Below are 17160 nucleotides of genomic sequence, written 5' to 3'. Positions count from 1 at the left end.
CTGTTGTCAGTACCCCCGAAAGGTAAAACTATGGAAACCGAGATAGAACTGAAGTTTTTTGTTTCTCCAGAATTTTCAGAAACTTTGCTTAGCAAGATTGCTGAAACAAAAGTACTTCAGCACAGTTGTCGTGAGTTAGGAAACACTTACTTCGACACGCCAGATAACTGGCTGCGCCAACACGATATTGGTCTCAGAATTCGTCGCTTTGACGATGTTTTTGTACAGACTGTAAAGACAGCAGGACGCGTTGTGGCTGGTCTGCACCAACGTCCAGAATATAACGCTGAACACAGTTCTAACATCCCAGACTTAACACTTCACCCTACCGATATCTATCCAGAAGGGAAAGATATCGCGACGTTACAATCAGAATTGTTACCAATATTTGCTACCGACTTCACTCGTGAACAGTGGTTAATCGGTATGACTGATGGCAGTCAGGTTGAGGTTGCGTTTGATCAGGGTGTTGTCTCTTCAGGTGATAGAACCTACCCAATTTGTGAAGTTGAGCTCGAGCTAAAGTCCGGACAAACAGATGCCTTGTTCACTCTGGCCCGTGAGCTGTGTGAAAGTGGTGGCATTCGACTTGGTAACCTAAGTAAAGCGGCGCGTGGCTATAGACTGGCAGCTAACTATGATGGCGACCCAGTCAAGACCATGGATTTGGTGGATACTGTGGCGACAGATAGTGTTGAAAGCTGCTTTATTCACTCCTTAGAGCATGCGCTGGCACATTGGCATTATCACGAGCAGATTTATGTTGAGCATGAGTCGATTGAGGCCTTGCAAGAGATCAGCCATGCGCTCAGCTTTATTCGCCAGGTCCTGACTGTTTACGGTGGAATTGTACCGCGACGCGCAAGCGCCATTTTGAGACAAGAATTGAAATGGCTAGAGCAAGAGTTGCAGTGGCTAAAAAGCTACGATCACTTTGAGACCTTGCTGGAAGACAAAGGCCACATTTTGAGAAAGCTAGACGCAAGAAAGTTTCTTGTTGCTAAGCTTAAAGAGATGGAGCAAGAGTTGCCTGAGCGTGAAGAGATGTTAAAGCTCATTCACTCAGGGCGTTACGCAGGCTTGTTGCTGGATCTTAGCCGCTGGATCCTTTCGAGAGGCTGGCAGCCATTCTTGGATGACAAGGCGCGTGAAAAAATGTCTCAAGACATTAAGCCATTCTCAGTGAAACAGCTCGCTCGTACTTGGGCTGAGCTCATTGAAGCGTTTCCACCAGAGAAGCTACTGTCTCGTCAAGAGTACATCGACCAGCAGTATCGTTTGATGCGCAACTTATATACCGGCGTTGGTTTTGCAAGCCTGTACAGCATGGAAGAGCGCAATAACTTCCGTTTGCCGTGGGCAGACTTGCTGCAGGGTATCGATGATTTACAGATGCTGGAATTGTTAGAGAAGCTTGTTGATAAACTTGAGGGCGAAGAGCGCGAGCAGCTAGAGCGCTGGTTGCGTCGTCAGGAGAGCTCAATCTTACACGCTATGGAGCAGACCAGGCAGATCAGTATTGAGGCCGAGCCATACTGGCAAAATTAGTTCGGTTGAGAGTAGGGAGGCAATACGCCTCCCTATTTTTTATCTTGCTCGAGTGATTCGATTTTTTGCTCCATCTTCTCAAGCTTATGCAAAATCACTTCTTGTTGGTTAAGCACCTTCTGTAGCATGACCTCTTTGTGTTTGGAGCGTCTCTCATCCATAGAACTGGGTGAAGAGAGCAGTGAGGTAATCAAGCCCGACGTCATACCAAACATACCCACACCACAGATAATAATGATACCTGCCAAGAACTTACCTACGATTGTAACCGGGTAGTGGTCGCCATAACCGACCGTTGATACCGTGACAAAAGCCCACCAAACGGCGTCGCCAATATGTTGAATGTTGGCATCGGGATCGCCGCTCTCAGCCCACATAATCAGCCCAGCCCCAACGGTAATGAGCAGCACGAGTAGCAAAAGGATCGATGCGATCGTCGTTTCATGTTTATTACGAGCGAGTTGTCTTAATAAGGCCTCACCAGAGCGAATCACTAGTACCACACGAAAAATATGAAAGACGCGGGCATATCTTAGTGGCTCGATCATCGGCAGGCTGGCTAGGAAGTCGATCCAGTGGGTTTTCAAAAATTGCACTCGATCTGTGGAGCGGATCAGATCCACAACAAGTTGCAGAATAAATAAGCTACAGATTATAAAGTCGAGGCCGATAAGAACAGTACGCTCATCCTCGTTGATGGGAGCAAACAATAAGGCTGAGATCACAAATAGCGCCATAAAAGAGAGGAACAGTGACAATAAGCTCAGAGGCTTAGTTTCAGTTTTGGTATCATTTGCTTTCATACGAGGCTCGAAATAAATAACTTGGTCTCATGATTCACATTCCCCCCTACGGCTTTTGGCATGCAGGCAAGTGAAAATGGCATTCAGTTAGAGAAAGATTCCCTAACTATATAATAATTAATGGAGAACGGATAATGACCACACTGGCATTTAAACCTTGGGAGCGACTCATCACCGATGTTCGCTTAGTTCCTAAGATGTTGATGTTGATGATTTTTAGTACCGTACTGCTTGTTGGTAAGCAGTTGTGGGATGCAAGCACATTTTACGACTCTCTTCTTGCCGCAACCCAGAACGAAGCGATTGCCCAGCAGCACTACGAAGCTTATCTGGTTCAGGTCGTATGGCAAACTGCCTTGATGATTGTTCTGTTTGTGGCACTGCTGATGTTTGCAGCAAAAACCATGCTTAAGCAGACTAACTACCTAAGTGACGCCATCAAGCGAATGGCAGATAAAGATCTCACTGTTCCGATTATTATGGACTGTAAAGATGAGTACGGCGATGTGGCTCGTGAGTTAGAACGAACGCGTGCACAGCTTCAAGACATCATCAAAACTCAAGTAGCTACCTCTCAAGAGCTGGCGACACTCACTGAAGTAATGACACTGAGCATGTCTGAGACCAAAGAGTCATCTCAAGAAGAGTTCCAAGAGATCGACCAACTGGCTACTGCAATGAGCGAAATGAGCTCGACGGTTCAAACCGTTGCAGACCACGCGAATAACGCCTCACAACTAACCGAGCAGGCTTCGGGCCAAGCAGAGACGGGTCAGCGCTTTGTGCAGGGCACTGTAACTAAGATGAGCGAGCTATCGAACGACATCTCAGCTTCTGCCGCGGCGGTAAACCAGGTAGAAGAGCGCGTTGAATCGATTGGTAGCGTGGTTGGCACCATTCAAGGCATTTCTGAGCAGACTAACTTACTTGCACTGAATGCAGCGATTGAGGCCGCTCGAGCGGGTGAAGCTGGACGTGGTTTTGCTGTGGTAGCGGATGAGGTACGTAACCTTGCACAGCGTACCCAGCAAGCGACAGTCGAAATCCAAGAGATGATCTCTCAGCTACAATCGAGCGCCAATTCAGCGGTAGAGCTGATGGAGAAGAGTGTGGTTGAAGCGGCGGATGGTGTAGAGCTTGTGACTAACGCGGGCACAGAGCTTGATGGCATCGTAAGCCAGGTTAACCAGATTAATGATATGAATTTCCAAATCGCGACTGCAGCGGGGCAGCAAAGCAGTGTTGCTGAAGAGATGAACCAAAACCTAACTAATGTACGTGAGTTGGTAGAGGCATCGGTTGTGGTGGTTACTGAGCTACTGGAAACGTCTGAGATGATGCAAAACAACGCGGCTGAGCTCGATAACAAGATCCAATCTTTCAACGTTTAAGCGGCGTTAGATTGTTCTAAACAGCTCAAAAGAAAAGCGGCTCACTTGGTGTTAGTGAGCCGCTTTTTTTAAGCTGAGTGTTTATTGATTCTCTTCGCTACCCGTCTCTGCTTCAACCTGCGTTTGAGCCAGTTCGAGTACTTGATTGTCAATAAGGCGCGCTTTACCCAAGAAAGCAGACATCAAAATGACCGCGTGGGTAGAACTGTCGCTGATAGCCTGAAGGGTGTGAGCATCACGGATGAAGATCTCATCGGGTTGCAAACCCGCGGCGCGAAGCTGGTCACTGGCATCTTCGATGATGGATGCATAGTCGTCACGACCACCACGAATGGCACTGTTCATCCAACGCATGGTTTTCGCAAGCACGGGTGCACGTTGACGCTCATCCATTGTGAGATAGCCATTGCGAGAGCTCATAGCAAGACCATCCATTTCGCGTACCGTCGGTACGCCAATGATCTCGATATTCATAGCGAGGTCGTTCACCATCTGACGAATCAGCGCGAGCTGCTGGTAGTCTTTTTCACCAAAACACGCAACATCTGGCTGCACAATGTTGAACAGCTTAGTGACGATAGTCGCAACGCCTCTAAAGTGCCCTGGGCGAGATGCTCCTTCAAGCATGTGCGAAATGCCAGGTACCTCAACGAAGGTTTGCTTATCAAGACCGTTCGGGTACATGATTTCTGGTGTTGGCGTGAATACCAAGTCAACCCCTTCAGCGGTCAGCTTACTCAGGTCATCGTCCAGCGTGCGCGGATAGTTGTTGAGGTCATCTGCGCGTTCAAACTGCATTGGGTTAACAAAAATACTCGCCACAACCACATCTGCGCTCTCTCGAGCTTTGCGCATCAGCGTTAGGTGACCTTCATGAAGGTTACCCATGGTCGGAACAAACGCGATACGGCGTTGTTCACGTTTTAGCTGAGCAATCTGCTCTCTAAGATCAGCAATATCAGCGAAAGTTTGCATGATTCCCCCTAGGCAATCGTATGAGCGTCGTCTGGGAAAGCACCGCTCTCCACATCCGCGATATATTTAGCAACGGCGCTGCGCATATCGCCTGTTTCTGCCAAAAAGTTCTTTGAGAATTTAGGCATGTAATTAGCCGAAATGCCAAACATGTCGTGCATCACAAGGATTTGACCATCGGTACCATTACCAGCACCAATACCGATGACTGGAACGTCTAGTACTTCAGTGATGCGCGCTGCTAGCTCGGCAGGTACGCATTCAAGAAGGATAATTTGTGCGCCTGCTTCTTGTAGAGCGAGTGCGTCACGAACCATCTTATCCGCATTTTTCTGATCGCGACCTTGCACCTTATAGCCACCGAAGATATTGACGCTTTGAGGCGTAAGACCCAGGTGAGCACAGACGGGTACTGCGCGCTCAGTTAACATTCTTACTGTATCAACTAGCCAGTCACCACCCTCTAGCTTCACCATGTTTGCACCTGCACGCATCAGCGCTGCAGCGCTTTCACACGCTTGCTGTGGTGTCGCATAGCTCATGAATGGCATGTCAGCCATCAATAGGCAATTCGGGCTGCCTGCGCGCACAGCGCGCGTGTGGTAAGCGATATCATCGACAGTAACAGGCAAGGTATCGTTGTGACCTTGCAGTACCATGCCGAGTGAATCGCCGACCAAAATTACAGGCATTTCTTGGCTTTCAAACAAAGCTGCAAAACTGGCATCGTATGCCGTTGAAGTTGCAAATTTGCGACCTTCGCTTTTCCACTTAACGAGGTCGTTAATGTTGATTTTTTTCATTTTTAATCCTTATTAGGGGATTGGCTAGGATTGCCAAACTCTGAGTCCATTACGGTCAACACTATCGATGAGGGTAGTGAGCTCAGTCCCATCAGGGAGTTGTAAATTTGGTGCGATTTCCATAAGCGGATAGAGAACAAACTCGCGTTGTTTCATCCCGTAATGAGGAACGGTTAAGCGCTCGGAATCGATCACCTCATTGCCATAAAGAATGATGTCGAGATCTAGGGTTCTTGGGCCCCACCTCTCATCTTTACGGACACGCCCCTGTTCCAGTTCGATTGTTTGGGTGCAATCAAGCAGTTCCAGTGGCGTTAATTCGGTTGAAATCTTTGCAACAGCATTGATGTAATCAGGCTGGTCTTGCGGCCCCATCGGAGTGCTGCTGTAAAGTGAAGAGCAAGCCAGAAGCTCGCTCTTAGGAAGTGTTTTTAGTGCCTCAATCGCCACTTTGGCTTGTGAAACCGGGTCGGACAGGTTACTGCCGATAGCAATATAGCAGATGGTCATTATTCAGCACTCTTGGCGTTTTTCGCCTTTGGCGTGCGTCTGCGACGCGAACCGGAGCGTGAGCTAGAGCCACCGATATCATTCACCATCGCTTGACGCATATTACGTCCCGCAGATTGGAATGTGCCCCACCATTTCGCCAGCAGTGCCACTTCACCGCCTTCAATTTCGCCGCGCATTTCAAGGAAATCGAAGCCAGCACGGAACTTGTTTAGCTCCATCAAGCGGTAAGCGCGTTTGCCTGAGCGACGCGGAAGGCGCAGCTGTAGCTGCCAGATTTCGCGAATAGTTGCGGTGTGGCGACGTGGAATGGCAGTCGATTTCACCTGCTCGTCCAGTATGATATTACTCGCTTCCATCATTGCGTCGTACTCTGATAGGCCGCGCGACATCAGCTCTTTGGCGCTTTCCATCATTGGATACCACAGCATGGCGGCAAACATGAAGGCTGGATTAACGCGTTTGCCTTCTTCGATACGCTCGTCCGTTGCATCCAACACGAGATCAAGAACTTGCTCGGTTTGTGACGAGTAGTCTTCTGTGAAGTGAGGAGCGATAAGAGGGAACAACTGCTGGAACAGGTTGTACTCGCGCATTAAGTGGTAGGTCTCTAGACCATAACCTGATTGCAGCAGTTTAAGTGCTTCTTCGTACAAGCGCGCAGAAGGAATATCGCGCAACAGCGGCGCCAAATCTTCGATTGGCGCTGCGGTATCTTCTTCAATGTCGAAATCCAGCTTAGCGGCGAAACGAATCGCACGAAGCATACGGACTGGGTCTTCGCGGTAGCGCACATCTGGGTCGCCAATGAGGCGAATAAGTCGGTCATTGAGGTCTTCGACACCACCTGCGTAATCGTGGATCGAGTAGTCACCGATGTTGTAGTACATAGCGTTGATGGTGAAGTCACGACGTTCTGCGTCTTCATCAATGCTGCCATAGACATTGTCCCGCAGCAGCATGCCTTCTTTGCTCTGCTGAGAAACGTTCTTTTCCTGCTCTTGGTGGTGACCTCGGAAGGTCGCAACCTCGATAATATCACGCCCAAACATGATGTGAGCGAGTCGAAAACGGCGACCAATCAGTCGACAGTTTCTGAACAGTTTTTTAATTTGCTCTGGCGTCGCGTTAGTGGCTATATCGAAATCTTTAGGTTGTTCTCCAAGCAGCAGATCGCGCACGCCACCGCCAACTAAATATGCGTCATAGCCTGCACCGTTTAAGCGGTATAGGACTTTTAACGCATTATCGCTGATCTGCTTGCGCGAGATGTTGTGCTCATCACGTGTATGGACGTGTAATGAGATGTCACTATATACATGATGAGCTTTTTGAGAATTTTCTTTTTTATTCATAGTATTAACGCAATTAAGGTTCGCGAAATAGAGTGCTTTTTAACCCCATTTCGTGCCTGACGCATGAAATTTGCCGCTTATTCTAGCCTAGAGAGCGTCATTTGAGAATGGCGGTTTGATTTTGAGCTGCTTAGGAAGCTGAGATAGTCGCCAATTTTCCACACCCCATTGGATGATATCGGCGATTTCTTTCGTGGCTATTTCAGTCTCCACATCGAAACCAAGAAAGCGCATCGCATTGAGAAGTGTCGGTTTGGGGTTATCCAAATCGATAGCCGTTGCGTGGTTCTGTTTTGATAGCTTATTCCCGTTGTCATCGATCGCGAGCGGTAGATGAAGATAGGTCACAGGCTCCACACCTAGGGTTTTGTATAGGCTGATTTGACGCCCTGTTGGCTCAATAAGATCTGCGCCACGAACGACCTCTGTGACCCCTTGGTAGATGTCATCTAATACCACTGCGAGATTGTACGCAAATAAGCCATCTCGACGTTTGATAATAAAATCTTCTTGAGCAAGCTGCTCTGGGATATCCAGCTGACCATGCTTCTCATCGATAAAAGACGAGACTGGGTAGTCCATGGTAAGACGAACGGCACAACCGTCGGCAGTGGTTAGCTGCTTATCACGACATGTTCCTTGATAAAAGCCGCCCGCTGCTTTGATCTGTTTTCTCGTGCACTCACACAAATAAGCTTGTCCACTGGCTAGCCAGTGATCGATTTGTGTTTGGTAGGCATTCAAGCGCTGACTTTGGTATAGCACCTCACCATCCCAATTCAGATGATAGGCTTGCAGTGTTTTTAATATCAGCTCTGCTGCACCTTCCACTTCTCGCGGCGGATCGATATCTTCAATCCTGACCAGCCAACGACCATTGTGAGATCGAGCTTGAAAATAGCTACCCAGTGCGGCAATTAAGGAACCAAAGTGTAGGGGACCCGAAGGAGAGGGCGCGAATCGACCAATATACATAGTGCTTTTCGTGTGTGAAGGGTGGATCAAAAAAGGGAGCGTTTGCTCCCTTTTTCTCGCTTGTTAGCCTTGCATCTGTCTTTCTTTGATTTCTGCAAGTGTCTTACAGTCGATACATAAATCGGCAGTAGGACGGGCTTCTAAGCGACGGATACCGATTTCGATACCACAAGATTCACAGAAACCAAAATCGTCTTCTTCAATCTTGTTTAGCGTCTTTTCAATCTTCTTGATCAAACGACGCTCACGGTCACGGTTGCGTAGCTCTAAGCTGAATTCTTCTTCTTGAGAAGCTCTATCAACTGGATCAGGAAAGTTAGCTGCTTCGTCTTGCATGTGGTGCACAGTTCGATCAACTTCTTCCCTAAGTTGGTTGCGCCAAGCGCTCAAAATTTTTGTAAAGTGATCCAACTGAGCTTGTGACATGTATTCTTCACCAGCTTTTTCTTGGTATGGATCAACACCTGCAATGGCTAGGATGCCTAGCGCTTTTTTCTTAGTTTCTGGCATGCAGCATCTCCTACTTACACCTAGTCAACTGTGCGAACAGTTAATTTTAAGGCGGGTATCTATAGCAAAAACAAATGCTGGTGGCAAACGAAGTTTGTTAAAGTTCTTCTCTATGTGAAGTGACATCACTTTTGAATGAAATCCAACGCCGATGTCAGCGCCATTTCATTGTCAGAAAAAGCCGCCTTGTAACAAATCACTTCAACCCCAGCTTGTCTTGCTTGCTCAAGTAATTGTGAATATTTCGCATCTATATGGTGTGCCGCCGACACTTTTTCAATCCCTGAATGCAAAACAGCGAAAAATAATACGGCTCGATGTCCTGATTGAACCATTTCTGTGAGCTCTCTCAAGTGCTTTTGACCGCGAGTGGTCTTAGCATCTGGAAAATACCCTTGTCCCGTATTGCCTTCATCCAGCAGTGTGACACTTTTTACTTCGATGTAGCAATCTGCGCGATCACTATCTTGCAATAAAATATCGACTCTGCTGCTTTCTTGACCGTATTTCACCTCTGTTCGTAAAGTTTGGTAACCAATTAGCTCTTTTACAACGTTTTTTTGTATTGCTTCGACAACTAATGTGTTGGCGCGGGCGGTATTCACACAAATGGTGTGCCCAGCTTTGGTCTCGGTAAGCTCCCAACTGTTGGGGTATTTTCGTTTGGGGTTATCTGAAGTGGAGTACCAGACGGTTGAGTCAGGCTCCGCACAGCCTGTCATCGCGCCTGTATTGGCACAGTGAATCGTGATTTCTTTGTTATCAGGTAAAGTAATGTCCGCGAGGAAGCGTTTATAGCGCTGAACTAACTTCCCCGATTCTAAAGGTGGTTCGAAGTGCATTTTGAGGCCGTTTTTTATTAGAATGATGAGCCTCATTACATCATAAGGTCATTGCGTTGTCACAATTGCCCATCGAACACGTGTTGCCAGAGCTCTTTGAAGCTATTCGCACATCGGATCAAATCATCTTAAAAGCGGCCACAGGTGCGGGTAAGTCGACACACTTTCCCCTCAAGTTGGTTCTGTCGGGTATTATCTCGGGTAAGGTCGTTATGCTTGAGCCTCGTCGGATAGCGGCGCGAAACATCGCAATGTATGTCGCAGCCCAACTGGGAGAGCCCGTCGGTAAGCAGGTGGGTTATCGAGTCCGTGGTGAGTCTAAAGTGAGTGCAAGCACCAAGCTTGAAGTGGTCACCGAAGGTATATTGACGCGAATGCTGCAAGATGATCCTGAGCTGACGGGCATCGATATGATCATTTTTGATGAGTTTCATGAGCGCAGTTTACATGCTGATACCGCGTTAGCCTTTGCTCTAGAGAGCCAAGAAGCACTGCGAGAAGATCTTAAGATCGTCGTAATGTCAGCAACGCTGGATCCAGATGACCTAGTTCGGGTGTTACCAACCGCTCAGTTTATTCAATCAGAGGGACGCTCGTATCCGGTCGACATAGATTATCAGCCCATGTCTCAAAATGATTATCTGCCCGACTTTATGGCCAAGCAGGTAGAGCGGCTACTCATTCGTGAGTCCGGCTCCCTGCTGGCGTTTCTTCCTGGAGTCGGGGCAATAAAACGTGTACAAGAACTGCTGCAAAAGGCCAACCTAGATGCCACAGTTTGCCCACTCTACGGTCAGTTAGACTTTGCAACGCAGCAGGCTGCGATACAGCCAGCCAAGGCAGGAGAGCGCAAAGTCGTACTCGCGACCAATATCGCCGAGACCTCGTTGACCATTGAAGGTATCCGCCTTGTGGTGGACTCTGGTTTAGAAAATCAGGCTTGGTTCGATTTAAAGACCGGAATATCAAAGCTCGAGCAAGGACGTATCGCACAATCGTCCGCTATTCAGCGAGCGGGTCGTGCGGGAAGGACTGAGCCAGGTTTGTGTGTCCGTCTTTACAGTGAGAGCCAGTTTCAGGCACAGCCTGAACAGAGCACGCCAGAGATATTGCGAAGTGATCTCGCTTCGCTTCAGCTCGAATTGATCCGCTGGGGTTGTCATGAGGCAAGTGAGCTCGCGTGGATCGATGAACCTAAATTTACTCATCTTGAGCAAGCAAAGTCGCTACTGATTGCGCTAAAGCTTATCGATGAAACGGGGAAAGCCACAGCGCTTGGCAATGAAGCCTATCAGTTAGGCGTTGAGCCTCGAATGGCAAGTATGCTGCTACAAGCGAACCTCATTGATGAGCAAGCCTTGAAGAGTGCGGTTGCATTATGCGCTTTGATTGAAGAGCCAGAGCGTAATGAAGTCGACCTTCGCCAATCTTTGCACCGCTGGCAACAAGCGAGACACCCACGAAACAACGCTCTGAAACAGCGAGCGAAAACCTTATCATCACGCTTTTCTTGTCGCTTTAATGTTAATGAAGTTGACGAATCTTTACTTGGCGTTGTCGCAGCGTTGGCATTCCCAGATAGAATAGCCTTAGCTCGCAAGCAGTCAGGCCTCTACGTGCTTGCCAATGGTCATGGTGCTTCTGTGGATCAACAGCATCGCTTGTCGGATGAGGCCATGCTAGTGGTAGTGGACTTGATGAGAACAGGGCAGGGCAGTAGCGCCATCTTCAAAGCGGCTCCGATCACTTTTGAGCAGATCAATACTCTGTTGCCTGAGATGGTCGATGAGGCAACCCTAGTGGAGTGGGACGATAACAAAGGACGCGTTGTCGCCAGTGAGCAGCGACGCATTGGGTCTCTCGTGGTGGAAAGTAGAGAAACCACAGTTCCTGAAGATGCGGATATTTCACAGGCATTGCTCAGTTACGTTCGGCGTAGAGGATTAAGTGTGTTGAGTTGGACTGACAAAGCCGAGGAGCTAACTCAACGTGTGCAATGTGCCGCACTATGGCTAGAGAATGACAAATGGCCAGCCATGTCTTCAAAAGATTTGTTGGCGAATCTGGATGAATGGTTGCTGCCATTTATGCATGGCGTAACCAATGCCAAGCAGCTAAAAAAAGTGGATGTTGTCGCCGCCTTAGAAGCCTTACTCGGCTGGGAGAAAGCGAAGCAACTCGATGAATGGTTACCGACACATCTAACCGTGGCGTCCGGAAATCGTAAGAAGATCCGCTATCAGGTTGGTGAGGCGCCAACGTTGTCCGTGAAGCTTCAAGAGATGTTTGGTGAAAAAGTGTCACCAACGATAGCAAAAGGGACGCAACCCATTGTATTGGAGCTGCTTTCTCCAGCACAAAGACCACTGCAAATTACTCGAGATCTTGCCGCGTTTTGGCAAGGTGCTTATAAGCAAGTACAGAAAGAAATGAAGGGGCGCTATCCCAAGCACCCATGGCCAGATGACCCAATGAATCATCAAGCCACCAGTAAAACCAAAAGACAATTAGATTCATGATAACAAGAAATAAGTTAGCAGCAGCGGGAAAGAAACCAGCGCCTAAAAAGAGCGTGGCTAAGCCAGCGACCAAACGCAAAACGAGCACACGACGTCCCAAGCGCAAATCGACGCGTGGCAAACGTAAGGTCGGCTGGGGTAAGCGCCTGTTCTCTATCGGCTGGAAGCTCGCGTTAGTCGGTGTCGTCGCTATGGGGGCGGTGCTTTACTATCTGGACCAAGTGGTGAAGGAGCGCTTCGAGGGTGAGCTGTTCGAGCTGCCAACGGTAGTCTATGCCCGAGTGCTCAATCTATCGGTGGGTGATGAGATCACAGTCCAACAACTGCGTAATGAGTTGGACGTCCTCAGTTATCGAAAAGTGTCTCAGCCGCGTCATCCCGGAGAGTATTCGTCGTCTTCCAGTAAAGTCGAACTCATTCGTCGCCCCTTTGAGTTTGCTGATGGCCCTGAGCCTGATCGCCATGTCATGCTTTACTTCAATGATGGCACGCTGACGCGCATCCAATCACTAGAGAAAAAGGGTGATCTTGGCTTTCTGCGTATCGAACCTAAGATGCTGGGTATGCTCGAGAAACAAGCGGATGAGCAGCGACTTTTCTTGAGACGAGATCAGTTTCCTGAGGTCATGATCGATGCATTAATTGCCACCGAAGATAGAGACTTTTATCAGCACGATGGTGTTTCACCGACGGCAATCGCCCGTGCTTTCTTCGCCAATATTCGTGCAGGCAGAACCGTTCAAGGTGGCAGTACGCTAACCCAGCAGTTAGCCAAGAACTTATTTTTGACCAGTGAGCGTACATTGTGGCGTAAGGTCCGTGAGGTGCTGATTGCGCTGATTTTGGACTACCGCTACAGCAAAGACCGGATCTTAGAAGCCTATCTCAATGAGGTGTACCTTGGTCAAAGCCGCGGTGAAGCGATTCATGGCTTTGGTCTCGCCTCGCGTCTCTATTTTGGTCAGCCATTGCAAGACTTACGTATTGACCAGCTTGCTATGCTGGTGGGTATGGTAAAAGGGCCATCTTATTACAACCCAATTCGTCACCCAGAGCGTGCCAAACAGCGTCGTGACCTCGTGCTACGACTGATGATGGACCAAGGCATGCTTACGGGGCGTGAGTTTGAAATGGCTGCCTCGCGCGATCTTGATTTGCAAAAGAACCCACAAATTGCCAGTCGTCAGCCTGCGTACTTCCAACAGCTAAAGCGTGAACTGCGCAGTAAAGTGGGTGACAAGATGACGTCGTCGAAAGGCGTTCGTATTTACACGTCACTTGATCCCGTATCGCAAGACAAACTTGAAAAAGCCATCGCTAAACGTATCCCGCAGCTTGAAAAGACATCGGGCAAAGGGCTCGAAGCGGCGGCGGTTGCGGTTGACCGTAACACCGGTGAAATCCGCGCTATGGTGGGTGGTAAACGTACGGGTTACAGCGGATTTAACCGAGCGCTTAATGCCAGCAGGCCGATTGGTTCCCTAGTCAAACCCGCTGTTTATCTCACAGCTCTAGAGCAGCCGGAGGCCTATGATCTCGCGAGTACCCTTCAGGACACGCCAATCACCCTAAAAGGAAGTAAAGGCAACGTTTGGCAGCCAAGAAACTACGACCGTAAGTTCCGAGGCGATGTACCGCTTTACGAAGCGTTAGCAAAATCACTCAACGTGCCGACGGTGCGCTTAGGTATGGCTCTAGGCATCAAAAATGTATCGGACACCCTTGTTCGCTTGGGTGTCGATGCGAATGAAATTCGCCCTGTTCCTTCAATGTTCTTAGGGTCCCTATCGCTGACGCCTTACCAAGTAGCGCAGATGTTCCAAACGCTGTCTAACTCGGGTCGACAGGCTGAGCTATCCACCTTACGTTCTGTCGTTTCGGTTGACGGTGATGTCATTTATCGATCGCTACCAAAAGCGCAACAGAAGGTGCCCCAGCAAGCGGCTTGGCTGACTACTTTTGCCATGAAAAAAGGGGTTGCAGAAGGGACTGGCCGCTACCTTAATAGCCAGTTTGCATGGGCTGCCCTTGCGGGTAAAACGGGCACCAGTAATGACACTCGTGATAGCTGGTTTGTGGGTGTCGATGGACGTGAAGTGACGACGATCTGGGTTGGGCGCGATGATAATAAGTCGACCAAGCTTACCGGTTCGAGTGGCGCACTACGGGTGTACTCCGATTATCTTGCTGCGCGTATTCCAGAAAAGCTGGTGCTGCCTTGGCCCAAGGATATCAGCATGATCGGCTTCGCTAAGCAGAGTGATGGGGCTTTGCAGCTCGATTGTCACAATGAATACCAATTGCCTGTATGGGATGAAGGCGGACAGCTCAAAGCCTCTTGTGATAATCAGCCCAAACAGTGGATCAAAAATCTATTTGATTGGTAAATTGGACTAGTGTTAATTATTCTGAGAACGGCTAATATATTGATATATTAACCATAATAACAAAGCGCTTTTAGGGATGAATGTGAAACGCCTAACTCATTGGCTGGTAGCCGTCGTGGCCTTTTCTTGCAGTGGAATGGTCGCAGCTCAAGACTCAACAGAGTCTGCATTGAACTCTCAGGATAGACCTAAGATAGGTGTCGTGCTCGCTGGCGGTGGTGCCAAAGGCGCGGCGCATATTGGCGTCTTAAAAGCGCTTGAAGAGATGCAAATCCCCGTCGATATCCTCACGGGTACCAGCATGGGTGCTTATGTAGGCGGACTCTACGCCACAGGGATGAGTGCTGAAGAGATCGAGAGCTTTATTTACACTGTCGATTGGAACAATGGCTATCGAGATCGAGTGAGTCGAAGCCAGCGTCGGGTTCGCGATAAAGAAGCGGAAGACCGATACCAAATCCGCACCGATTTAGGGTTACACTTTGGCTCTATCGAAGCACCGAAAGGCGTGGTGCAAGGCCAAAATATGCTGCGTATCTTGCGTAAGACCACCGGCAACCTTCCTGCATTTGAATCCTTTGATGAGCTGGCTATTCCTTACCGCTCCGTCGCGACGGATATTCTAAAACTAGAGCCTGTTGTGTTGGGCGACGGTTACCTTGTCGATGCAATGATGGCGAGTATGTCCGTCCCTGGCGCGTTACCACCCTATGAACTTGGTGATTATCTCTTGGTCGATGGCGGCGTGACCAATAACATGCCGGTCGAACTCGCTAAAGAGATGGGCGCCGATATTATCATTGCCGTCGATATCAGCAGTGACTACAAAACGCGAGAAGACTTCAGCAGCTTCTTTACCGTAGGTGAGCAGCTATCGAACTATTTAGTGCGTCGAAGTACTGAAGAGCAGATGCAGGCTCTGGAAGAGGGAGATATCTATTTACACCCAACGGTGGGTCAGATTGCCACAACGGACTTCTCTTCAATGCCAGACGCTTATGAGCTGGGTTATCAGGCAGCTTATCAAAACGAACAGCAACTCAGAGCTTTGTCTGTCAATGGTGCTAACTATCAACGTTATATTGATGACAAGCAGGCGGCACGAAGAGAGCTGGTTTATGGTGACGAGAACGTCGTTGACAAGATAGTGATAAATAACCAAAGCCATTATAGCGACGAGCTCATTACTACTCGTTTAGGGCTTGCCGCTGGCGAGCAGTTGGAAACCGACGAAATTGAACAACGAATCGAAGAACTCTATGCGCTGGATCGTTTTGAACTCATTACATATCAGTACAAAGAGGTGGAAGGGGAAACCAACCTAATCGTCAACGTCAAAGAGAAGTCTTGGGGACCAAACTACATGGACTTCCGTTTCTACCTAGAAGAGGACTTTAACGCCAACAGCTTTTACTCTATCGGTGTCTCTACCAACTTTACCGACCTGAATGATCGTGGCGCAGAGTTGCGCGTCAATGCCGACTTCGGCACCGATAAACGCGTTGAAGCAGAGCTCTATTCGCCGTTTATGCTCAATCAAGATTTCTTTTGGTTAGCAGGCGTTAAGTACAACAGTGATAAGCGAAGCGTGCTTTGTCAGGTGAATGAAACGGAAGAGGAGTGCGTGACCCCGGCGCTAGAAGGCAGTGCAGATTTCATTCCTGTTACTTATCGAGAGTGGCAAGGAGAGGTAGCCGCCGGCTATCAACCTACTTTGTGGCAAGAGTTTAAGGTTGGTGCGCGGTTCACTAAAGGGGAGTCTTTTGTTTCTCCATTGCCATCGGCTGGCAAGTTTGATTTTGACCGTCGTGGCTTATTTGTAAACTACCGCCTTGATACGCTTGATGACTTTAGTTTGCCGACAAAAGGTTGGTATGTAGATCTTGAGTATCTGCACTCTCGCGATAGTGGCGAACAAAACATAAATGCTGGAATATCAGAGTTTTCAGACCACGCTCAAGAAATTAGCATCCAAACGAAATATGCTCATACCACAGGGCGTAATACCTTTGTTGGCTCGTTTGACGCGGGTATGATTGAAACGGAGAATGACTCGTTACCGGTGAGTCCCCGAGAGTTAGGCGGCTTCTTGAACATGTCGGGTATTCCTCGAAACAGCTTGATTGGTCAAAACAAAGTGTTCGGCAGTGTCGTCTATCGATATCGTTGGTTCGATAACGACTTTGGTATGTTCCAATCACCGGTATATTTAGGTGCATCAGCGGAATATGGCGGGGTGTGGGATGGCGATAGAAACCTATCTAACGCGCCATTGTACTTGGCTGGTTCACTGTTTGCAGGGATTGACTCACCTGTTGGTCCAATCATGCTCTCTTATGGACAGGTTGAGACAGGACTGCGCTCTTTCTACTTGATTATTGGTGCTGCTTACTAATTTTTATGATTCTAGAGTTCGTCATCACTCAGGATTATGTTGAATATAAATGCTAAAAATGAAGGGTCATCTTGACGCTAACTCGCTGCTAGTTTAGTCAGAAATCGTTGATTTTTACTCAAACTTGCAATGTTGGTCAAAATGGGA

At 48.5% G+C, this 17160-nt stretch carries 13 protein-coding genes; 5 read left to right on the top strand and 8 right to left on the bottom strand.

Annotated elements, in window-relative coordinates; all coding sequences use genetic code 11:
* Positions 1-30: 30 nt before the first annotated feature.
* Complete coding sequence (locus tag LY387_RS13910; protein WP_234494530.1) at positions 31-1548, top strand: inorganic triphosphatase; 1518 nt, start codon at positions 31-33, stop codon at positions 1546-1548.
* Positions 1549-1580: 32 nt separating this feature from the next.
* Here the strand turns inward: LY387_RS13910 and LY387_RS13905 are convergent, their stop codons facing one another.
* Positions 1581-2351 carry a potassium channel family protein gene (locus LY387_RS13905; RefSeq protein WP_234494529.1) on the bottom strand — a complete coding sequence of 257 codons (771 nt, stop codon included), beginning with the start codon at positions 2349-2351 and terminating at the stop codon, positions 1581-1583.
* 134 nt (positions 2352-2485) lie between these two features.
* On the opposite strand from LY387_RS13905, the gene LY387_RS13900 reads away from it, so the two are divergent.
* Entirely contained in the window at positions 2486-3742 is a 1257-nt protein-coding gene (locus tag LY387_RS13900; RefSeq protein WP_234494528.1) for a methyl-accepting chemotaxis protein, read from the top strand.
* Positions 3743-3823: 81 nt separating this feature from the next.
* On the opposite strand, the gene panC is transcribed toward LY387_RS13900, so the two are convergent.
* The 7 genes from panC to sfsA form a co-directional block, all read right to left on the bottom strand.
* Positions 3824-4717 carry a pantoate--beta-alanine ligase gene (gene panC / locus LY387_RS13895; protein ID WP_234494527.1) on the bottom strand — a complete coding sequence of 298 codons (894 nt, stop codon included), beginning with the start codon at positions 4715-4717 and terminating at the stop codon, positions 3824-3826.
* Between the two features lie 8 nt (positions 4718-4725).
* On the bottom strand, positions 4726-5520 hold the full coding sequence (panB, locus tag LY387_RS13890; RefSeq protein ID WP_234494526.1) for a 3-methyl-2-oxobutanoate hydroxymethyltransferase: 795 nt from the start codon (positions 5518-5520) through the stop codon (positions 4726-4728).
* A gap of 24 nt (positions 5521-5544) precedes the next feature.
* Positions 5545-6030, bottom strand: a complete 486-nt coding sequence (gene folK / locus LY387_RS13885; RefSeq protein ID WP_042475955.1) for a 2-amino-4-hydroxy-6-hydroxymethyldihydropteridine diphosphokinase — start codon at positions 6028-6030, stop codon at positions 5545-5547.
* Positions 6030-7385 carry a polynucleotide adenylyltransferase PcnB gene (pcnB, locus tag LY387_RS13880; RefSeq protein ID WP_042475958.1) on the bottom strand — a complete coding sequence of 452 codons (1356 nt, stop codon included), beginning with the start codon at positions 7383-7385 and terminating at the stop codon, positions 6030-6032. The genes folK and pcnB overlap by 1 nt, the downstream gene beginning before the upstream one ends.
* 87 nt (positions 7386-7472) lie before the next feature.
* Positions 7473-8360 (bottom strand): tRNA glutamyl-Q(34) synthetase GluQRS, encoded by an 888-nt coding sequence (gene gluQRS, locus LY387_RS13875; RefSeq protein WP_234494525.1) that lies wholly within the window; start codon positions 8358-8360, stop codon positions 7473-7475.
* 63 nt (positions 8361-8423) lie between these two features.
* Positions 8424-8870 carry an RNA polymerase-binding protein DksA gene (gene dksA, locus LY387_RS13870; protein ID WP_042475961.1) on the bottom strand — a complete coding sequence of 149 codons (447 nt, stop codon included), beginning with the start codon at positions 8868-8870 and terminating at the stop codon, positions 8424-8426.
* A 125-nt stretch (positions 8871-8995) separates the two neighbouring features.
* The gene (gene sfsA, locus LY387_RS13865) at positions 8996-9712 is read right to left on the bottom strand and encodes a DNA/RNA nuclease SfsA (RefSeq protein WP_234494524.1); all 717 of its coding nucleotides are present in this window, start codon (positions 9710-9712) and stop codon (positions 8996-8998) included.
* 56 nt (positions 9713-9768) lie between these two features.
* Between sfsA and hrpB the strand changes: the two genes are divergently transcribed.
* The 3 genes from hrpB (at position 9769) to LY387_RS13850 (ending at position 17013) form a co-directional block, all read left to right on the top strand.
* Entirely contained in the window at positions 9769-12231 is a 2463-nt protein-coding gene (gene hrpB, locus LY387_RS13860) for an ATP-dependent helicase HrpB (RefSeq protein ID WP_234494523.1), read from the top strand.
* The gene (gene mrcB, locus LY387_RS13855; protein ID WP_234494522.1) at positions 12228-14618 is read left to right on the top strand and encodes a penicillin-binding protein 1B; all 2391 of its coding nucleotides are present in this window, start codon (positions 12228-12230) and stop codon (positions 14616-14618) included. The genes hrpB and mrcB overlap by 4 nt, the downstream gene beginning before the upstream one ends.
* Before the next feature lie 76 nt (positions 14619-14694).
* Complete coding sequence (locus LY387_RS13850; protein ID WP_419153410.1) at positions 14695-17013, top strand: patatin-like phospholipase family protein; 2319 nt, start codon at positions 14695-14697, stop codon at positions 17011-17013.
* The last annotated feature ends 147 nt before the right edge of the window (positions 17014-17160 follow it).

The organism is Vibrio maritimus (assembly GCF_021441885.1).
GTDB lineage: Bacteria > Pseudomonadota > Gammaproteobacteria > Enterobacterales > Vibrionaceae > Vibrio > Vibrio maritimus_B.
Note: the sequence above shows the minus strand (reverse complement) of the source record. Positions and strands in the feature narration are given on the sequence as shown.

Excerpts from the sequence above, each read along its gene's own strand:
- LY387_RS13910 (WP_234494530.1), top strand. The coding sequence starts at position 31 with ATGGAAACCGAGATAGAACTGAAGTTTTTTGTTTCTCCAGAATTTTCA.
- LY387_RS13905 (WP_234494529.1), bottom strand. The coding sequence starts at position 2,351 with ATGAAAGCAAATGATACCAAAACTGAAACTAAGCCTCTGAGCTTATTG.
- LY387_RS13900 (WP_234494528.1), top strand. The coding sequence starts at position 2,486 with ATGACCACACTGGCATTTAAACCTTGGGAGCGACTCATCACCGATGTT.
- panC (WP_234494527.1), bottom strand. The coding sequence starts at position 4,717 with ATGCAAACTTTCGCTGATATTGCTGATCTTAGAGAGCAGATTGCTCAG.
- panB (WP_234494526.1), bottom strand. The coding sequence starts at position 5,520 with ATGAAAAAAATCAACATTAACGACCTCGTTAAGTGGAAAAGCGAAGGT.
- folK (WP_042475955.1), bottom strand. The coding sequence starts at position 6,030 with ATGACCATCTGCTATATTGCTATCGGCAGTAACCTGTCCGACCCGGTT.
- pcnB (WP_042475958.1), bottom strand. The coding sequence starts at position 7,385 with ATGAATAAAAAAGAAAATTCTCAAAAAGCTCATCATGTATATAGTGAC.
- gluQRS (WP_234494525.1), bottom strand. The coding sequence starts at position 8,360 with ATGTATATTGGTCGATTCGCGCCCTCTCCTTCGGGTCCCCTACACTTT.
- dksA (WP_042475961.1), bottom strand. The coding sequence starts at position 8,870 with ATGCCAGAAACTAAGAAAAAAGCGCTAGGCATCCTAGCCATTGCAGGT.
- sfsA (WP_234494524.1), bottom strand. The coding sequence starts at position 9,712 with ATGCACTTCGAACCACCTTTAGAATCGGGGAAGTTAGTTCAGCGCTAT.
- mrcB (WP_234494522.1), top strand. The coding sequence starts at position 12,228 with ATGATAACAAGAAATAAGTTAGCAGCAGCGGGAAAGAAACCAGCGCCT.
- LY387_RS13850 (WP_419153410.1), top strand. The coding sequence starts at position 14,695 with ATGAATGTGAAACGCCTAACTCATTGGCTGGTAGCCGTCGTGGCCTTT.